The organism is Asticcacaulis sp., from assembly GCF_020217185.1.
Taxonomy (GTDB): domain Bacteria; phylum Pseudomonadota; class Alphaproteobacteria; order Caulobacterales; family Caulobacteraceae; genus Asticcacaulis.
The window spans coordinates 1-17,507 of record NZ_JAIWNX010000299.1; the positions used below are offsets into that span (position 1 = coordinate 1).

The 17,507-nt window shown below is 60.5% G+C and carries 15 protein-coding genes; 9 read left to right on the plus strand and 6 right to left on the minus strand.

Features of this window, described 5'->3' with window-relative positions; genetic code table 11:
- Window positions 1-211 precede the first annotated feature (211 nt).
- The 4 genes from LDL37_RS15305 (at window position 212) to LDL37_RS15320 (ending at window position 4,687) form a co-directional block, all read left to right on the plus strand.
- On the plus strand, window positions 212-1,945 hold the full coding sequence (locus LDL37_RS15305; RefSeq protein WP_290799681.1) for a ShlB/FhaC/HecB family hemolysin secretion/activation protein: 1,734 nt from the start codon (window positions 212-214) through the stop codon (window positions 1,943-1,945).
- Window positions 1,946-1,947: 2 nt separating this feature from the next.
- The gene (locus LDL37_RS15310; protein WP_290799682.1) at window positions 1,948-3,306 is read left to right on the plus strand and encodes a CHASE2 domain-containing protein; all 1,359 of its coding nucleotides are present in this window, start codon (window positions 1,948-1,950) and stop codon (window positions 3,304-3,306) included.
- Window positions 3,303-4,034, plus strand: a complete 732-nt coding sequence (locus LDL37_RS15315) for a hypothetical protein (protein ID WP_290799683.1) — start codon at window positions 3,303-3,305, stop codon at window positions 4,032-4,034. Before LDL37_RS15310 ends, LDL37_RS15315 begins: the two co-directional genes overlap by 4 nt.
- Before the next feature lie 302 nt (window positions 4,035-4,336).
- Window positions 4,337-4,687 (plus strand): transposase, encoded by a 351-nt coding sequence (locus LDL37_RS15320; RefSeq protein WP_290799684.1) that lies wholly within the window; start codon window positions 4,337-4,339, stop codon window positions 4,685-4,687.
- Between the two features lie 178 nt (window positions 4,688-4,865).
- Here LDL37_RS15320 and LDL37_RS15325 read toward each other — a convergent pair whose 3' ends face one another.
- From LDL37_RS15325 to zigA, 4 genes are read right to left on the minus strand one after another with little or no spacing between them, the layout of a single operon-like run.
- Window positions 4,866-5,360, minus strand: coding sequence for a DUF3299 domain-containing protein (locus LDL37_RS15325; protein ID WP_290799685.1), 495 nt, complete (start codon window positions 5,358-5,360; stop codon window positions 4,866-4,868).
- A complete protein-coding gene (locus LDL37_RS15330) occupies window positions 5,357-6,562 on the minus strand; it encodes an FtsX-like permease family protein (protein WP_290799686.1) in 1,206 nt (401 codons plus the stop codon). Before LDL37_RS15330 ends, LDL37_RS15325 begins: the two co-directional genes overlap by 4 nt.
- A complete protein-coding gene (locus LDL37_RS15335) occupies window positions 6,559-7,203 on the minus strand; it encodes an ATP-binding cassette domain-containing protein (RefSeq protein ID WP_290799687.1) in 645 nt (214 codons plus the stop codon). Before LDL37_RS15335 ends, LDL37_RS15330 begins: the two co-directional genes overlap by 4 nt.
- A gap of 1 nt (window position 7,204) precedes the next feature.
- Window positions 7,205-8,410, minus strand: coding sequence for a zinc metallochaperone GTPase ZigA (gene zigA, locus LDL37_RS15340; RefSeq protein WP_290799688.1), 1,206 nt, complete (start codon window positions 8,408-8,410; stop codon window positions 7,205-7,207).
- A 75-nt stretch (window positions 8,411-8,485) separates the two neighbouring features.
- Here zigA and LDL37_RS15345 point away from each other — a divergent pair, with 75 nt between their 5' ends.
- Together LDL37_RS15345 and LDL37_RS15350 are read left to right on the plus strand one after the other, a co-directional pair.
- Entirely contained in the window at window positions 8,486-8,866 is a 381-nt protein-coding gene (locus LDL37_RS15345) for a MerC domain-containing protein (RefSeq protein WP_290799689.1), read from the plus strand.
- Window positions 8,867-9,012: 146 nt separating this feature from the next.
- Window positions 9,013-10,575 carry an alkaline phosphatase D family protein gene (locus LDL37_RS15350; RefSeq protein ID WP_290799690.1) on the plus strand — a complete coding sequence of 521 codons (1,563 nt, stop codon included), beginning with the start codon at window positions 9,013-9,015 and terminating at the stop codon, window positions 10,573-10,575.
- A 37-nt stretch (window positions 10,576-10,612) separates the two neighbouring features.
- Here the strand turns inward: LDL37_RS15350 and LDL37_RS15355 are convergent, their stop codons facing one another.
- Window positions 10,613-12,724, minus strand: coding sequence for a TonB-dependent siderophore receptor (locus tag LDL37_RS15355; protein ID WP_290799691.1), 2,112 nt, complete (start codon window positions 12,722-12,724; stop codon window positions 10,613-10,615).
- Between the two features lie 71 nt (window positions 12,725-12,795).
- Here LDL37_RS15355 and LDL37_RS15360 point away from each other — a divergent pair, with 71 nt between their 5' ends.
- Genes LDL37_RS15360 through LDL37_RS15370 form a run of 3 tightly spaced genes read left to right on the plus strand, consistent with a single transcriptional unit; the run spans window position 12,796 to window position 16,327 of the window.
- Complete coding sequence (locus LDL37_RS15360) at window positions 12,796-13,548, plus strand: ABC transporter ATP-binding protein (protein ID WP_290799692.1); 753 nt, start codon at window positions 12,796-12,798, stop codon at window positions 13,546-13,548.
- The gene (locus LDL37_RS15365; protein ID WP_290799693.1) at window positions 13,545-14,975 is read left to right on the plus strand and encodes a DUF3526 domain-containing protein; all 1,431 of its coding nucleotides are present in this window, start codon (window positions 13,545-13,547) and stop codon (window positions 14,973-14,975) included. Before LDL37_RS15360 ends, LDL37_RS15365 begins: the two co-directional genes overlap by 4 nt.
- Complete coding sequence (locus tag LDL37_RS15370) at window positions 14,972-16,327, plus strand: DUF3526 domain-containing protein (protein ID WP_290799694.1); 1,356 nt, start codon at window positions 14,972-14,974, stop codon at window positions 16,325-16,327. The genes LDL37_RS15365 and LDL37_RS15370 overlap by 4 nt, the downstream gene beginning before the upstream one ends.
- A gap of 75 nt (window positions 16,328-16,402) precedes the next feature.
- Here LDL37_RS15370 and LDL37_RS15375 read toward each other — a convergent pair whose 3' ends face one another.
- A complete protein-coding gene (locus LDL37_RS15375) occupies window positions 16,403-17,329 on the minus strand; it encodes a hypothetical protein (RefSeq protein WP_290799695.1) in 927 nt (308 codons plus the stop codon).
- Window positions 17,330-17,507: the final 178 nt, after the last annotated feature.

Sequence of the window (17,507 nt, forward strand, 5' to 3'; positions counted from 1 at the left end):
CCCCGCCTACGCGATGCGAAATCGAAGACGCCCGACGCCGCGGCGGAAATACCTTCTCACTGGCGGCCCGCCTATCCGGGATAGATCTCAGGGGCCGTCTGCGACCGGAACGTTACGAGGGCAGGGGGCAGGACGATCAGCGCCTAGCCTGCGTCGAGACCCCCTCAGCTTATGGCGTTCGACACACAGCATCGGTTTCCGAGGGACGCAGATGAAGATCTCTCTTTATTTGGGCGTAAGTCTCTCTTCGGTGGCTGTCGGGGTGAGTCTGGCGGCCGGGCCGGCCATGGCGCAATTGCATCCGGAGCAATCCATCAGTCCCTTGGCGGGTACGCGGGCGCAAGCGCCCGAACCGCGCACGCCGGAAGTGTTTGAGCTTCCCGTGTCACCCGAAGTGCCGCTTTCCTCATTGCGCAAAGGAAATGAGGGCCCGAGTTTCAACCTGAGCCACATTAAAGTGTCTGAAAAGACGCCCAAGGGGCTGAAACCGATCCTCACCGAAGCCGAGATCGAGACCATTGTATCCCCCTATCGCAACAGGTCTGTCACCCTGGGTGAAGTCGCGCTGCTGCGTGACCTTTTGACTCAAAAGGTCATCGCCAAGGGCTATATTACTTCGGGCGCAGAGATTGAAAACCTCGATATCGCCGCAGGGGCCCTGAAGCTTGAACTGGTCCGGGGGCAGCTGACGTCGGTCGTTGCCAAAGACTATGGCTATCTGTCTTCGCAATACATTACCGCGCGGTTTACCGGCAAGACGGGTAGTGCGATCAAGGCGGACGATCTGCAAAGCCAGTACCAGCTTCTGCTTGAAGATCGCAATATTGCGGCACTGAACGCCGTGCTCAAACCGGGTGATCGCCGCGGCGAGGCCATACTCGAAATCGACTCTTTAAAGCTCAAACCTCGCCACGAACTCACTGTTTTTGTGGCGAGCGACCGCTCTCCATCGGTAGGCGCAACGCGGGCCGGGATGCGGGGACGGACGGCGAGTCTGATGAGTACGGGGGACGAACTGTCCGGTGAAATCGGCCAGACCGAAGGCATGACCGATGCGCGTCTGAACTATTCCGTGCCGCTCAGGTCCAATGGCCTGCAATTCAACCTGTTTGTTCAGGGGTCAAAAGCCGACATCATCGAAGAACCGCTCAACGCGCTCGATGCGGCCAGTTCAAGTTTTTACTACGGTGGCGGGCTGAGTGTGCCGCTTATCCGCAAGCCGACGCGCAATCTGATACTGAATACCACAGTTGACCGTCTCAGGGTGAAGACAGAACTTTTGGGTGTTCCGTTCAGTTTTTCACCGGGGGCCGTGGACGGCGTTACCGAATATTCGACGGCGCGCAGCCATCTCGTTTATGCCGCCTATGGACGCAGGCAGTCTGTGGTGGCCGGTTTGAGTGTAACGCGCGGGCTTTCGGCCCAAAACGGCACTCGGGATATTGACGTTCATTTTACCAGGCTGAATGCGTCGATTGAATATTTAAGGGTTCTTACCGTTACGGATCAGCGCCTGATCTTGCGGGCACAGGTGCAGCAGACGTCTGACCGGCTGTTTTCGACGGAGATGTTGTCTATTGGCGGGACGGATACGGTCCGCGGCTTCCGGCAGAACAGCCTGATCGGACCCAAGGGTTACACGGCCTCTGTTGAATACCAGATACCCGCTTCGGATATCATCAAAACCAAATTGCCGCGCAATCATCCTTTTTCGCCTTCGCGAATGCGCGTGGGTTTATTTGCGGATACGGGGCATGTTGATCCTCTGCCCGGCGCCGCCGGCGCTACGCGGGAAAACCTGTCAGCTGTTGGGGCACGGCTGATCTGGTCGCCTACGGAGCACGTGCTGGTAGCCGGGCATGTGGCCAAACGGCTGGGCAACGGGGTGGCCACAGGCAACTATCAGGATGAGGGTTTTGGCTTTAATCTTAGCTATCGGTTCTGATGATGAAGCGGGCTGACATATGGCGCCTGTGGCTTTTACGACTGGTGGCGGCCTGTCTGGCGACCCTTATTGCCTTTGGGGCAAGCCAATGGCTTCCGCAGGTCATAGATACCCCGCACCTCGGCCTGAACCTGCGCGCCAAGCTGCTGGCTGAGCGGCCTGATCACGTCAGTGACGACGTCAGTCTGGTGCGAATTTCCGACGCCGCCCTTATCGGGCGCCCTTACAGTATTCCACTGGATCGCGCTTATCTGGCGGAGGTCATAGCCGCCACCGCCGCCTACGGTCCCAGACTGATACTGGTTGATTTCGTCTTTGATCGCCCCACGGAGCCCAAAAAGGATGTCCGGCTTATTGAAACACTGGACAGGGTCCCGACACCGGTGGCTCTGGCCTTCCTCGAAGGGCGCGCGGGCGGTGCCACTGGCAAGGCAGTCAATGCGCGGATTGCGGCCTGTAAGCAGGCTCTGCTATCCGGAACCACCCGCTGTCGCGATTTTCAGGACACATTTATCGCGCGCACTGTGCTGATGAATCCGAACAAGGCTCTGAGAGGCTATGGCTTTCCGACGCTTTTTGAATCAAAGGAATCCGATGTGCCCGGTTTTGTGGCCTCCTATATCCCGCAAAGCGAACCGGGTGGCCCCTGCAGTCTTTCTGATCTGGCGGTTCACCCCGATCTGAAGTGTCGGTCTTCACAAGGGCGGCTTATTGCCTGGCAATTACCTCCCAAAGACAGCAGTCGCATCTTTCCGGTTGTCGATTCCCCGGCCTTACTGGGTATAGCCCGCAAAGGCCCTCAGCTTAGCTGCGATCCTAAAATGCCAAAGCCGGTTTTACCGACTGAGGCAAGCCTTGAGGAAAAACTGCGCACAGAGCAACTCTATTGCCGCGTTGTCATTATTGGCGGAGATTTTCTGGGGCAAGACCGCCACTATACCCCGATTTCGGGTGCAGTTGACGGTAAGGGTGGACAGCAGGGTGACGTGGCCGGATTTGAAATACAGGCTCAGGCGGCGCAGCAGCAAATAGATGGCCGTATCTGGTATGAGTTTGACAAAACGGCAATGCTCATTCTGCTTTTCTGTTCTGCCTTATTTGGTATTTGTTTGCGAATGCTTCCGTTGGCGACGCGGGAAGCCAAGGCGTTATTGTATGCCTTCTTCTTTTTTCTCTTTCTAGCCGACATCGCTCTGTTTTCACTTTCGCGTTACGCTATCCCCGGCCTCAGCATTATTCTCCCTTCGGCAAGCGCTGGCTTTGCCTGCTTTGTGGCCGTTTTCCTGTCCTTCTTCATCGTTGAATGGGGCCAGTACAATCTTAGGGGAGCGTTAGGCTTCCTAAAGGAGATGTTGACATGAAACATACCGCCATCATTACAGGCTTTGTACTGACAATCCTGGCTACGCCCGTGCTGGCGCAGGAAGCCTATCTTGTGCGCAACCCCGACACATTGCGGGCCTCTGTCGAGTCTGTGGGTTCACGCGCGTCCATAGACATTCCCAGAGGAGAGACGGCGGAGTTGTACATAGGCAAGGAAATCATCCACTTACCGGAAGGTTTTTCCGGAAATCTGGACCAGGCCCGCAAGCAGCAACGTCAGAATAACAGCTTGATCCGTAAGATAGTCACCGCCTTTGTGGAAGCGGCGGATCGCCTGACCAATGCCGCTTCACGCACGGTTGGGGTCAAACAAGCGGCTGTGCCGCAGGGTGTGCTGATAACCGACATCGGACTGGATGTGGAAGGGGCTCAATGTTATTTCGATATCCCCCTCAGGCTTTGGCGCAACACCTCGGATAAGGCCCAGGCCTATGTGCTGGCAGGATCTTCGAGTGCCGGACGCGTTTCCTTTGCCGCCGGAGAGGCTTTTGCAAAATGGCCGGAAGCGGTGTTGTTGAGCAACAACAGCACCTTTGTTTCTGTCAAGGAAGGCGGGAATGGGGGATATAAAGCCTTTACCCTTCGCCAAGTGAACGTGGAGAGCGCCGATCAGATTTCGGTCGGTCTTTTGTATGAAAAGGGCTGTGATCTACAGGCCACCCGGCTTGTCGATACCCTGGTGCAGGCCCGTTCGCCGAAACCTTAGAGCGATATGTCGAAAAGTGTGAGCGGTTTTCAACAAAAATATCGCGACAAAACAAAAATTTAGAGCGGAATGACGTTCCCGTTTAAAGTCATTTCGCTCTAAGAGGGGCTTCCGCTCTACCCCCGGTTTGCCGGAGCGAGGTTGACAATACATCCGCCGATGACGTCTCCCTATGCTCACGCGCGCCATCGGGAGGGCATTTTCAGCGCGCTTGCGGGTGCCGAGGATGCGCCGGATCAGCTGTTCATCGACAGCAACTGCATCAAGGGCCACCGCTGCGCGGGAGGGGGAAAAGGGGGGGCTTGGCTCAGGGTATCGGCCGCACGAAGGGCGGACGCAACACCAAACTCCACGCCCTCTGCGACGCGAAGGGGCGTCCTCACGTCCTGCTCCTGACACCCGGCAATGTCCACGATTGCAAGGTGGCCAAGCTGTGCGTCGAGGCCCTGCCGGCCTCCGCTGAATTGGTCGCCGACAAAGGCTACGACAGCCAGGCCCTGCGTGAATGGCTCGACGCGCGCGGTACCGAGGCCGTCCATCCCATCACCGCGCTAATTCTCAAATGCAGGATTGAGTGCTCACTCGTTTTGCTCTTCACCTTACCACAGCTTATCCCCTCTCGTAGGTCTCTTCCATCCGGAAGCATAGTTTAGGGCTGTAATGCGATTTGCGCCCGGGCAGGCTGGCATTTCCCGCGCTGACGTTAACCTGAAATCCAGTTCAGGTCAGAGCGAAGTCTGACCGGTCCTATACCCGCTTTCCGGATGGCAGGAGTAATTCTCAAATGATGGATCTCGATGCGAATGAGCGATGATCAGTTTCACAAACACTTTACGCCTTAACGGGCTTGGCATTCGTCATAGAGAAAAAGACGCCCATTTCCGGATTGCTTATCAGCTTGAACTGCCCCTCAATGGTCAGGGGCTTGTCGTTCCAGGCTACGGCCTTGAGGCTGCGCACCTCGATCACCTCATTGGGCTCGCCCGGCGGGTGGAACAGGCACACCGGCGTGTTGATGCCGATCAGGAAATGCTTCGTCAGGTCCAGTCCATCAAGCGGGATAATAAAGCCTCTGACCTTCAGGGTTTGCCCGATCAGGGCCTTGACCTCGTCCGTCGGGGTCAGGCTGTAGAGGGCGGTTTTGGCGTTATAGCGGACCTTGCACTGGCGCAGCTTCACCCACAAAGGGTCGGATGAGCGCGGCAGGGTGCGCTGAAAGGCGCGCTCGCCGCTGAGTTCGCCATCGGTGGCCGAAGCCTTCTGTTCGCGCCAGGCCGCAAGGCTCAGGGCGGCAGGCAGGAACAACATCAGGTCGCGGCGTCTCATGCGCGGAATCCTTCATCATCACGGGTCAGAACCAGGCGCAGGGCGGGCACAAGCGCGCTGAGGCACGCGGTCAGCAGGGCCGCCCCATAGAGCCAGGGCCATTGATCAACAGGCAGGCCGGGGCGAGGAGACAGGCCATAGGCGCTCAGGACGTGGGTGAGCGCGGACTGTCCCAACAGGCTGAGCCCCACGCCCAGCACCAGCGCCGCATGGACGATCAGCAGCGCCTCGGCCAGACAGATCAGGCTGAGATCAAGGGAGGTCGCCCCCATAAACCGCAGCAGAGTGAGGTCACGCGCCCGGCGGTTCAGCGCCTGTACCAGCGACAAGGTCAGGACCAGCGCGCCAAAAGCGCCGATGGCCACAAACAGCCCCGTCGCGAAGTAGATGACCGGGCGCACGAGGCTGAGCAGTCGCGCCAGTTCCAGTTGCGGGCTGGCGGCCGACAGGGTGTCGCTCTGATTGATCAGGGCAGGGGCCGCGGCCAGTGCCACGGGGGAGGTGAAGCTGACCAGAACGGCATTGACGTGATGACCGTCTGTGGCTTCGGCGTGGTCGTGATCGTCTGCGTCCGGGCCGTGCGCGTGCACCCGCGCGATAGACCCCAGATCGGACAGCAGAAGGTGGTCGATAACGCCGCCCGTCGGGGCCAGTATGCCGGTAACGGTGTAGCGTGCGGCGTGCGCTTCGCCTTCACCGGCCAGTCCGTGACTGGAGCCCAGTGTCTGACCAAGGCGCAGGTTCAGCGTCTTTGCGGCCTGCGCGCCGGCGACCATCTGCATCGGCTGCGTCCACAGACGACCCTGTGCCAGTCGGGCGTGATAGAAGCCAACGATGTCCGGTCGCGTCCAGACGATGCGGATGCCTTCGACGCTGTCCCCCAGGGCGATAGGGACACTGGCGCGGATATAGGGTTTGAGATCCGGCTCGGACAGGCGGGCTTCGACGGAATTCAGGGACACCAGACCGGGGGCGGGCGTCTGATGCAGGGCGCAGCACAGGCTGAGGTCGAGACCGGAGGCCTTGGGCCCGACCACCATGTCGGTTTCGGAAATGCGCGCCTTCACCGCTTCGGGCAGGGCGGTCTGGGCCCACAGGATCAGGATAAGCCCGGCCAGCCCGCAGGCCCCGATCAGCAGGGTCAGGGCGGTGGACCCCCAGCGGCGCCACAAGCCCGCCAGTACGAAACGCGCGAACATCATGTCAGCGCCCCCGTTACGACTTCGGCGACAGAGCCCAGACGCGTCTTCACCCGCGCGTCGTGGGTGGCGACGATCAGCGCCGTGCCCTCGTCCTGCGCCAGATCGATCAGCAGCGACAACAGCGCCTCGGCATTGGTCTCATCCAGTGCCGCCGTCGGTTCATCGGCCAGTATCAGGGCCGGGGCATTCATCACCGCACGCGCCAGAGCCACGCGCTGGGCCTGACCCTGACTGAGGCGATCGGCGCGCCGGTCTGTCAGGGCCGATATGCCCAGCCGGTCGAGCAGGTGATGGGCGCGCGCGAAATCCAGCGGCAGGTGCGCGCTGGCGCGGGCCATCTGAAGATTGTCCATAACGCTAAGGGAGTCGATCAGGCGGTAGTCGGCGAAGACAAAGCCGATGCGCCGCCCGCGTAAACGCGCGCGATCTATAGCCTTGCTGGGCCAAAGGGGCTTGTCTTCCAACTGCACCGTGCCGTTTACGGGGGCGATCAGTCCCGCCAGACAGAGCAGCAGCGAGGTCTTGCCCGCCCCGGACGGGCCGGTCAGGGCCAGGGTCTGACCGGCACTCAAGCGCAGATCAGGGAGCCCGATAAGGGCGTCCCTACGTCGCACGGCCAGATTTTCTGCGCGCAGCGGCATGTCACGCGGGCTCGCTCTGGCGTCCCCAGACGGGGAAGGGGTCAGGCAGTTTTGCCCAGCTTTTGGGGCCGCGTTGCCACTCGGCCGGGGTCAGCAGCGCCGCATCGAACATGGCGCTCAGGGCCGCCTGATCCATGCCCTTGCCGATCAGCACGATTTCCTGCCGCCGGTCGCCATAGGGGGCGCGCCACACCTGATCCAGAAAGGCGCGCGACTCCGGGTCGTTCGGGCGGCGGTTCGGCGGGATGGCCGCCCACCAGTAGCCGCCCCACTCATGAGTGGCCGCGGCCCCGGCCTGCGACCACGACCCCACATAGTCCATGCGCGAAGCCAGCCAGAAAAAGCCCTTTGAGCGCCAAACTCCTGGCCATTCTCGGTCGAGAACCGCCTTCAGCCGCGCCGGATGAAACGGACGGCGGGCGCGGTACACAAAGCTCGATATGCCGTATTCTTCGGTTTCGGGGACGTTGTTGAACTCCAGCGCCTGTCGCCAGCCGGCGGCCGACTGGGCGCGCTCCATATTGAACAGACCCGTGTTGAGTATGTCGCTTAGCGGCACCACGCCCTTTTCGGCATAGACTATGCGCGCCAGCGGATTGAACTGACGACAGATGCCTTCGACATCCCGGCGCTGGTCGTCGGTAACGAGGTCGAGCTTGTTCAGCACGATGACATCGGCAAACTCGATCTGTTCGACCAGCAGGTTGACGACGGTACGGTTGTCGCCTTCGCCCAGGCTTTCACCGCGATCAGTCAGAAAATCAGAGGAGCCATAGTCGCGGTGGAAGTTGAACGTATCGACGACCGTCACCATGGTATCGACGCGGGCCAGATCGGCCAGTGAGACGCCGCTTTCTTCGACGAAATCGAAGGTCGCCGCCACGGGCATGGGCTCGGCTATGCCCGTGCCTTCGATCAGCAGATAATCAAAGCGCCCGGATTGCGCCAGCACCCGCACCTCTTCCAGCAGGTCTTCGCGCAGGGTGCAGCAGATGCAGCCATTGGACATTTCGACCAGCTTTTCCTGCGTGCGTGACAGGTTGGCGTCACCGCCCTTGACCAGAGCGGCATCTATATTGACCTCGCTCATATCATTGACGATCACCGCCACCCGCAGGCCTTCGCGATTGCGCAGGACGTGATTGAGGAGGGTCGTCTTACCGGCCCCCAGAAAACCAGACAGAACGGTCACGGGAAGTTTGGTCATGGGAGCCTCATGCGTGCTTGAATTTTGATATGTTATAATATAACGCAATCGGACCGCAACTGAAAAGGAGGCCTCATGTCGGCCGCGCGTAAAGTTTCCAAAAGCCGAACCCTTGATGCGCTGGCTATGGGGCTGTCGGGCTTGTGTGTGGCGCATTGCCTCCTGATGCCGCTGGTGTTTGCGGCCCTGCCGTTTCTGGGGGTGTTCAGTGAAACCCCGCTCGTCCATCAGGTGCTGGTGGGGGTGGCCGCTCCGGTGAGCCTGTTTGCCCTGATCCGCTCCGGCGGCTGGCGGCGGGCAGGGCTGAGCGCAATGGCCCTTGCGGGGTTGGGGCTGCTCAGCGTGGCGGCATTTTATGCGCCGGCCGAAGCCTGGGAAACGCCCCTGAGCGTCACGGGGGCGGCGCTGTTAGCGATCATGCACCTCTTCAATGCCTGCCTGCCGCACCGACACTAGAGCGAAATGACTTTCAGTGGAATCGCCATTTCGCTCTAAATTTTTGTTTTGTCGCGATGTTTTTGCGGAAAACCCTCACACTTTTGGCTTCGCCGAACTTCGTTTCCGCACATCGCTTTAAACCGTTTCTTCCTGAGGTTTGCCACATGATGACCACCGAAATGAACCGTCGCGCCTGGATAGCGGCGGCTGCAAGCGCTGTTCTTGTGCCTCCGGCATGGTCGCAGGCGGCACCACCCTTTACACTTGGGGTAGCCTCCGGTGATCCGTGGGACGACGGCTTTGTCATCTGGACGCGCCTGGCGCCCGATCCGCTGGCGGCCGACGGGTTGGGTGGACTGAGCGCGCCGGTGGCAGTGCGCTGGTTCGTCTATGACGATGCCGAGGGCCGTCGCGTCGTGCAGCGGGGTGAGGTGATGACCCACCCGCGTTCGGCCCATACGGTGCACGTCACCTTACGTGATCTGCAACCCGACCGGCCCTACTGGTATCGTTTTGAAGCGCTGGGGGCGCAAAGCCCGATGGGCCGGGGGCGCACCCTGCCGCACGCCGATGTGCAGGTGCGCGAACTCAGGCTCGCCATGGCCTCGTGTTCGCACTACGAAGTCGGCTATTTCAGCGCCTACCGCCATATGGCGGCGGAAAATCCGGACTATGTGCTGTTCCTTGGCGACTATATCTACGAGTTCAGCTTCAGCGATCCCAAACGCAAGGTGCGCAATCACGATCAGACGGCGGACGCCACTGATCTGGCCGGTTATCGCAACCGCTACGCGCTTTATCGAACGGATGCGGACCTTCAGACGCTGCACGCCACGACCTCGTGCCTGATGACGTGGGACGATCATGAGGTCGAAAACGACTATGGCGGTCTGTTGCCGCAGGACGTGGCCGAAGACCCCGGTTTCCTGAAGCGGCGACTGGCGGCGTATCAGGCCTATTATGAACACATGCCGCTGCGCCGTGAGTCACGCCTGAAAGGGCAAAATCTGAGGCTTTATAAGGGGTATCGTTTCGGCCGTCTGGCGGAAATCAATATGCTGGATGGTCGCCAGTACCGTTCGGCCCCGGCCTGTCCGACACCGACGAGCCGTCGGGGGCGGGTGGTCGGCGATGACTGCTCTGAGCGGCTGGACCCCAAACGGACCATGCTGGGCTTCAGGCAGGAGCAGTGGTTGTTTGACCGCTTCAAACAGTCTCAGGCGCGCTGGAACCTGATGGGGCAGGACCTTCTGGCGGCGTCTTTGCGTCAGAAAGGTAAGGACGCTGAGGGGCGGGCGATTGTGGGGCACTGGACCGATGGCTGGGACGGCTATCCGGCGACGCGCGACCGTATGATTGCGGCCATGCAGGAGACGCGACTGTCCAATCCGGTGCTGCTGGGCGGGGATATCCATTCCTACTGGGCGACTGAACTGAAGGCCGATTCGCGCGATCCGGCCTCGCGATCCGTCGCTACGGAATTCGTCGGGACATCGATTACCTATGACGGCCCGCCCTATGAGGTGTTTGCGGACATGCTGCCCGAAAATCCGCATGTGAAATATTTTGAAAGCCGCCGCCGGGGCTATGTCTCCCTGACCGTGCGGCCGGAGGCGCTGGAGGCGCGGTTTCAGGTCATTTCGGACCGCCGCGACCCCCAGGCCACGCTTTCGACTCTGGCCAGCTTTGTCGTGGAAAACGGCAAGCCGGCCATACAGCGGCTATGAAAACGGCCCGGCATGACGAACCGGGCCGTCTTTTGCCTTAAAGGCTGTAGCGCAGGCGCAGGGTCAAAGCGCGCGGGGCTCCGGGCGTCAGCCACACAGCGTCGTAGCTATTTTCGATGTAAGCCTTGTCGAACAGGTTGTCACCTTCAAGACGCAGTTCGACCGTCTCGCTGACCTGCCAGCCGACGCTGGCGCGTGCTGTGACATAGGACGGCAGGCGGAAGCCGCTGTTATTGGGATCGCCGGCACGTTCACCGACGAACACCAGCCCTCCGGACCAGCTCACAGACCCGGCCGCGTGCTGTTCCGGGGCGTAGCTGATGAACAGCGCGCCGCTGTGTTCGGGGATATTGCTCAGGGGCCCGCCCACCAGAGCGGCAGTGGTGTCACGCGTCACCTTGGCGTCCACATAGGTATAGACACCCGTCACATAGGTCGAACGGTTCAGCGCATAGGTGGTTTCAAACTCCAGCCCCTTGGAACGCGCGGACCCCAGCGCGACCTGATAGGCATTGTCGGCGGGATCCGTGCTGAGGATGTTGTCCTTGCTGATGTCGAACATCGACACGGTCCCGGTCAGCTTGCGCTCTATGAGGCTGAACTTACTGCCGATTTCGTAGGCTTCGCCCTTTTCGGGGGCAAAGGGACGGTTGAAGCGGTCGGCACCCTGATTGTAGCGGAAAGAGCGTCCATAACTGGCATAAACTGACAGATTATCTGACGCCTTGTACGTCACGGCGGCGCGGGGCGAGGTCTGCCCCACCGACTGCGCTACCGCAGTGTTGTTCATGCGGTTGGTCACGGTCTGATCGATGTCATCGTGGCGCAGGCCCAAAAGCAGGGTCCAGTGATCGCCAATACTGATGAGGTCCTGCACGTAGAGGGCGCGTCCGCTCAGGTCTTCGTGATTGTCAGTATTGAGCGGGGCCACCGGCTTGGTCTGGCCATAGACCGGATTATAGATATTGATGCCATAGGGATTGGCGGCGGTCGGGTTGAAGCGCCAGAATTTGCGATACTGGTTGTAGGCAAAGCCGTCGATCCCCGCCCGTATCTGATGCTCAGCCCCGAAAGCCTGTGTCAGCGCGCTGAGTTCCAGACGACCGCTCAGATCGTCCCAGGTGTAGTCGTGGATGCGCAATTGCCGGCGCAGGATCCCGTCGGCCTGCAACAGGCGATTGTGCGTCGATTCGCCGGTCATTGCGCCGTCGCGATAGGCCAGCCCGCCTTCGACAGAGACGCTGTCGGACAGGTCATAGGTCGCTGTTAACTGATGCTGGGTGCTGGTCTGATGGATGTGGCCATCATTGGGCTCACCCAGAAAGCGCGTGACGGGCAGGGCCAGCGGCTCACCATTGACGGCCACGAGGCCGCGGTCATGGGTAAAGTTCACACGGTTGAATTCGCCCTGATACAGAAAACGCAGAGTGTCGCGCGGCGCATAAGCGATCGACGGCGCGATCAGCCAGCGGTCGGAAGGGGTAAAGTCCCGGAACCCGTCCGAGCGTTCCGCCACTGCGATCAGGCGCGTCGTCACCTGCGACCCGACAGGCGTGCCTGTATCCACCGCGCCGCGCCAGGTGGCGAAGCTGCCCGCTGAGAGGTCGGCACCGAAATGCGCCCGGTCCAGCGGGGCCTTGGTCACAATATTGATCGAGCCGCCCGGCTCGCCCTTGCCGGAAAGGGCCGAAGCCGGGCCTTTCAGCACCTCGAAGCGTTCGATGGTGGCGACATCGCGGCGGGCATTGAAGCCGCGATTGGCGCTGAAGCGATTGATCAAAAGGTCCGGGCCCTGATTGATGTCGCCGGAAAAGCCACGGATGGCGTAGGCATCCCACGCCCCGCCAAAGCTGTTCTGCCGCGACATGCCGCCCGCCAGATCATAAAGCTCCCCCAGCTTGGTAAACCCGGCGTCCTCAATCAGGTGTTCGTCGATCACCTTGACATTTTGCGGCAGGCGCAAAGGCTCGATATCGAGGCCCTTGATACTGGCCGCGGCCTTGCGTGAACCGGCCACCACAACCGTTGTCGGCTCCTCGGCGGCGGCGGGCGCATCGGCGCAGGCTGTGCCGGCCAGTGCGCCACTCAGAGCCAGCGCGATCAGCGAGGCGGAGCCAGACAGGCGGAGGCGTTTTGTTGGGGAGGTCATCATTTTTGCCCTTGAAGTGTTACGTAATAACATAATAAGAGCGTCGATACTGATATATGAGGCCGTTGGCAATGACCGAAATGCAACAGGGTGATCAAAGCGCAATCCTTCGCCTGAAGGCGGTTTCCGCTGGCTATGGCCGGCGGACCATTCTCAATGACCTCAGCCTTGAGGTTAGCCGGGGCGAGATATTTGCGCTTCTGGGCGGCAATGGTGCGGGCAAGTCCACCACCCTAAGGGTGCTGCTGGGCTTTCTCAAGCCGTCTGCCGGTGAGGTCACCCTTGCCGGGCAGGATGTCGTCGCCGACCCAGCCGCCGCGCGGGCGCACGTGGCCTATGTGGCTGAGAATGTGGCCCTTTATGAGCATCTGAGCGCGCGGGAAAACCTCGCCTATCTCCTGACGCTGGCGGGAGTCACCGCCGAAGCGTCGCGTATTGAGGGCGCGCTGGAAGCGGTGGGGCTTGGCGTGGCGGCGCGCGGCCAGCGGCTTTCGGGCTATTCCAAGGGGATGCGGCAGAAAACAGCGATTGCGCTGGCGGTGGCGCGCGAGGTGCCGGTCCTTTTGCTGGACGAGCCAACGTCGGGCCTCGACCCCAGGGCGATCAGCGAATTCCACGATCTGCTGGATGTTTTGCGCGCGCGGGGCACGGCCATTCTGATGGTCACGCATGATCTTTTGGGGGCCACACAGGTCGCTGACCGTATCGGTTTCCTCAGCGAAGGGCGCCTGACGCAGGTGGCGGACAAAAGCGAAGACCGGAGCTTCGATATCAACCGCCTCTATCAGGCCTATCAGACCGCGCAGCCGGGGCAGGTGGCATGAGCCGGGTTTTGACCATCGCCCTCAACGAAGGGCGGGCCCTGTTGCGCAACCGCACGGCCGTGATCAGCGCCGCCCTGTTTTTACTCCTCAGTCTGATGGCTATTCTCAATGCCTGGGATCAGTTCCGCTATGCGCAGGGGCTGCGTCAGACCTATCAGTCGGAGGCCAATCAGACCTTCGATGCGCAGCCTGACCGCCACCCGCACCGCATGGTGCATTACGGGCACTTTGTCTTCCGACCGCTCAATCCGATGGCGGCCTTTGATCCTGGCGTCGATGCCTTTACCGGGCAGATGCTCTATCTGGAGGGCCATCGCCAGAACAGCGCCAATTTTTCCGACACACGGCAAAACACTTCGCTGGTGCGTTTTGGTCAGTTGACGCCCGCCTTCTGTCTTCAGGTGCTGGCCCCGCTGCTGCTGATCTTTCTGGGCTTTGGCGTCATTGCGCGCGAGCGCGAAAACGGCACGCTGGTACTGTGCCTGACGCAAGGGGTCACCGGCCCTCAAATGTTTTGGGGCAAGGCGTTGTGTCTGGCCGTCGTGGCGGGCCTGATCCTGCTGCCGGCGCTGGTTAGTCTGGGTTGGCTGGCCACGCAGGCGATGCTGGGCTGGGGGCTGACCCTGGCGATCCTTACCGGTTACGTCCTCTATCTGCTGATCTGGACGATGGGGATTGTTCTTGTCTCCCGCTTTGCACGGCGTGGTCGTGAGGCCCTTCTGGGGCTGATCGCCCTGTGGGCCTTTTTCTGCGTTTTCGTTCCGCGCATAGCGCCTGATCTCATTGCCCATGCGCGCCCGCTGCTGACTCAGATGGAGACGGATATCCGCATCCACAAAGAGCTGAAGGCCATGGGAGACAGCCACAATCCCGATGATCCCTACTTTAATGCCTTCCGGCAAAAGGTACTGAAAAGCTATGGCGTTTCGCGCGTCGAAGATCTGCCGGTGAATTACAAGGGCCTGCTGGCGCTGGAGGGCGAGCGCATGACCAGCGCCTTGTTCAAGGCCTATGCTGACCGCAACTTTGGTCAGCAGCACGCCCAGACGCGCCTGATGGACGGTGTGGGCCTGCTGGCACCAGTGCTGGCCGTGCAGCGTGTCTCCATGTCGGGAGCGGGCACAGATCTGAGTGCTTATCAGGCCTTTCTGGAACAGGGTGAAGCCTACCGTTTCGGGCTGGTTCAGCACCTGAACCAGTTGCAGGCCACGGCCCTGACCTATGCCGACGATACCAACAAGGCGCGGGAAAACCGCATCTCGCACGACCACTGGACCAACTATCCCGACTTCGTGTTCCGACCGCCGGCTATGGCTGAGCGTCTGGAGCGCCTCAGTCCGGCTTTGGGTGTTCTGGCGCTGTGGTGCGGGGTTCTGCTGGGGCTCGGTCAGTGGTCGGCCCTGCGTCTGGAAAGGCTGATGAAATGACGATGCTCCGCTTTGAATGGCTGTTGCTGATACGCTCACGCCTGACGCTGGCGGCGCTTATTGTGCTCAGTGTGCTGTCCATTTTTGCCGTGGCGCGCGGGCTGCACGAAGTCGCGCGTCAGAATGCGGTCATTGCGCATCTGGAAACCCTCCAGAAGAATGATATGTCCGATCTGGCCAAGGCCTATGGTCCGGAGGGGGATGCGGGCTACGCCGCCTATTACAGCTTTCACCACACTTTTGACCCGCCCTCGCGGCTGGCCTTCGCGGCTCTGGGGCAAAGAGACGTCCTGCCCTATAATCTGCGAGTACGCGCGTTGGGTTTACAAGCCCAGTTGTATGAGGGGGATATCTTTAATCCGGAACTGGCTCTGCCCGGCCGCTTCGATCTGAGCTTCGTGCTGGTCTATCTGACGCCGCTGTTTCTTGTGGTGTTGCTGCATGATCTGGTCTCCGGAGAGGCGGAAAGCGGCCGTCTCAGCCTGCTGCGCGCCGCCCCAAAGGCTGGCATCGCCTTGTGGCTGAGACGGGCGGCCCTGCGCAGCGCTCTGGTTTTTGCGGCCGTGGCGGTGCCTTTTGTCGCCGGGGCCGTAATCGCTCAGGCGCCGGTTGCGGGGGTTATGGGTGGTGTCGCCCTGATCGCGCTTTATGTGATGTTCTGGACGGCGCTGTGCCTGCTGACGGCGGCCTTCGGCTTCGGCTCGCGCATCAACGCGTTGGTGCTGCTGAGTCAGTGGGTCATTCTGGTGCTGGTCGCGCCGACCCTTGCCCATATCGCCATCAGCCGCAGTGTGCCGGTGCCGCAGGGCGTCGATATCGTGCTCAAGCATCGGCAATTAGTACATGGGGCCTGGGAAGTGCCCAAAGACCTGACGATGCAGCGCTTCTTCCACTCTCATCCCGAATGGAAGGCCACGGCCCCGCTGGGTAAAACCTTTGAATGGAAATGGTATTTCGCTTTTCACCACGTCGGCGATGAAAGCGTGGCGGCGGACGTCGCCACCTATCGCGGTCGAATCCTGCAGCGTCAGGCGCTGGCCGAAGGCGTAGGCTATCTCTTGCCGTCGGTCGGTGTGCAGGCGGCGATGGAGCGACTGGGCGATACGGATATCCGCGGTTATCTGAGCTATCAGGATCAGATCAAGACCTTCCATACGGCGCTGCGCCGCTTCTACTACCCCTATATTTTCAACAAGACGCCCTTTCCTGAGCCCGAATACGCCAAGGTGCCCCGCTTTGAGCCCCGTTCCTATGGCGGTGGGATCGGTGGCTTTTATCTGCTGACACTAGCGGCCCTAAGTGCCGGTCTCGGCGGTGGGGGTGTGTGGCTTATGCGTAAGCGTATCGTTTAATGCAACACCCCCCGCGGCTGTAGATTAAACCTGTCGCCGGGCGATGTTCGAGTGCGCACTGTGGCCGTTGATGGTTTATGTTTTTCCGCCAGCCGCTGAAATCAGTTCCATCGCTGGTTGGCTGACCAGTGCGCGAAAATGAAACCGCTGCCCCCAGCTCAGTGGCGTTACGTCGTGATATTCGTGCATTCTGTCGTCGGGCAGATAGCCCGGATGCACCTGCTTACGAAGCGATGCGCGCGCATTGGGATCAGCGCCGTGATCCAGAAGTAGTTTAGTCGTAGCTGCGATGTAGGGCCCTTTTTGCCGATTCATCTTCACATGGGGTTGCGCCACGACGGTGCCGAACAGAGCTGTATGGCCTCCGAAGCCATCTGGGTCGATGGCCGCGCGCGTATCGACCGGCATGCCCTGCGCCAACAACCACCTCACAATCTCCATTTCGTCATAGTCGATCGCCATATGCAGCAATGTGGTCCCACCTAAGGGTGTGCCATGCGTTGCCATCACTTCGTCATGACACCCAAGCTCAGGCGGATATATCTCCTCGAACGCAAAGGTCCGGGTCAAAAGGTCCGGGTCACGCGCGAGGTGCGCTTCAAGCATATCGACACGGCCTCTGTGTAATGCCATCGGCGGCGTGTCGGGTAAGATCAGACCATGCGCAACATACATGTCAAGAATAGCCGATTTAGCGGTGGGATTACGCGAGTCTGTTTCAAGAACCACATCCACAGGAGCCAGCCGGCGTCCATTGGCCGCCACAACGGGTGCCCCGTTTTCCAGTGCAAATGCCGTACCTTCGACGCTAAGCGTATAGGCCGCATTGACCAGAAGCGCGGCAGGTGCACGGGGGTTTCCCATCAACCTGTGCAGCAGGCGGGCCGTTTCGATGCGGGATTGCAGGACCGCCCGGTCAAGCGCTTTTTCCAGATCCTTGGCACCCATTTCATGTAGGGCTTCTATGATGCGGTCGCGGCCAAGATTTGCAGCATAGCTCATAGGCGGCCCCCAACTGCTGTCGGGTCGGATGAGTGCCGCCTCATGCAGGAGATGGGGGTGTTCCGTCACCAGGGAACGCACGCGTGCTAGGCCGTAGACTCATAACGCTCTGATCCAGATGCGAGAGGCTAAAATCTTGACAGCGGCAAGGAAGTTGAGGGGATTTTTGTCATACCGC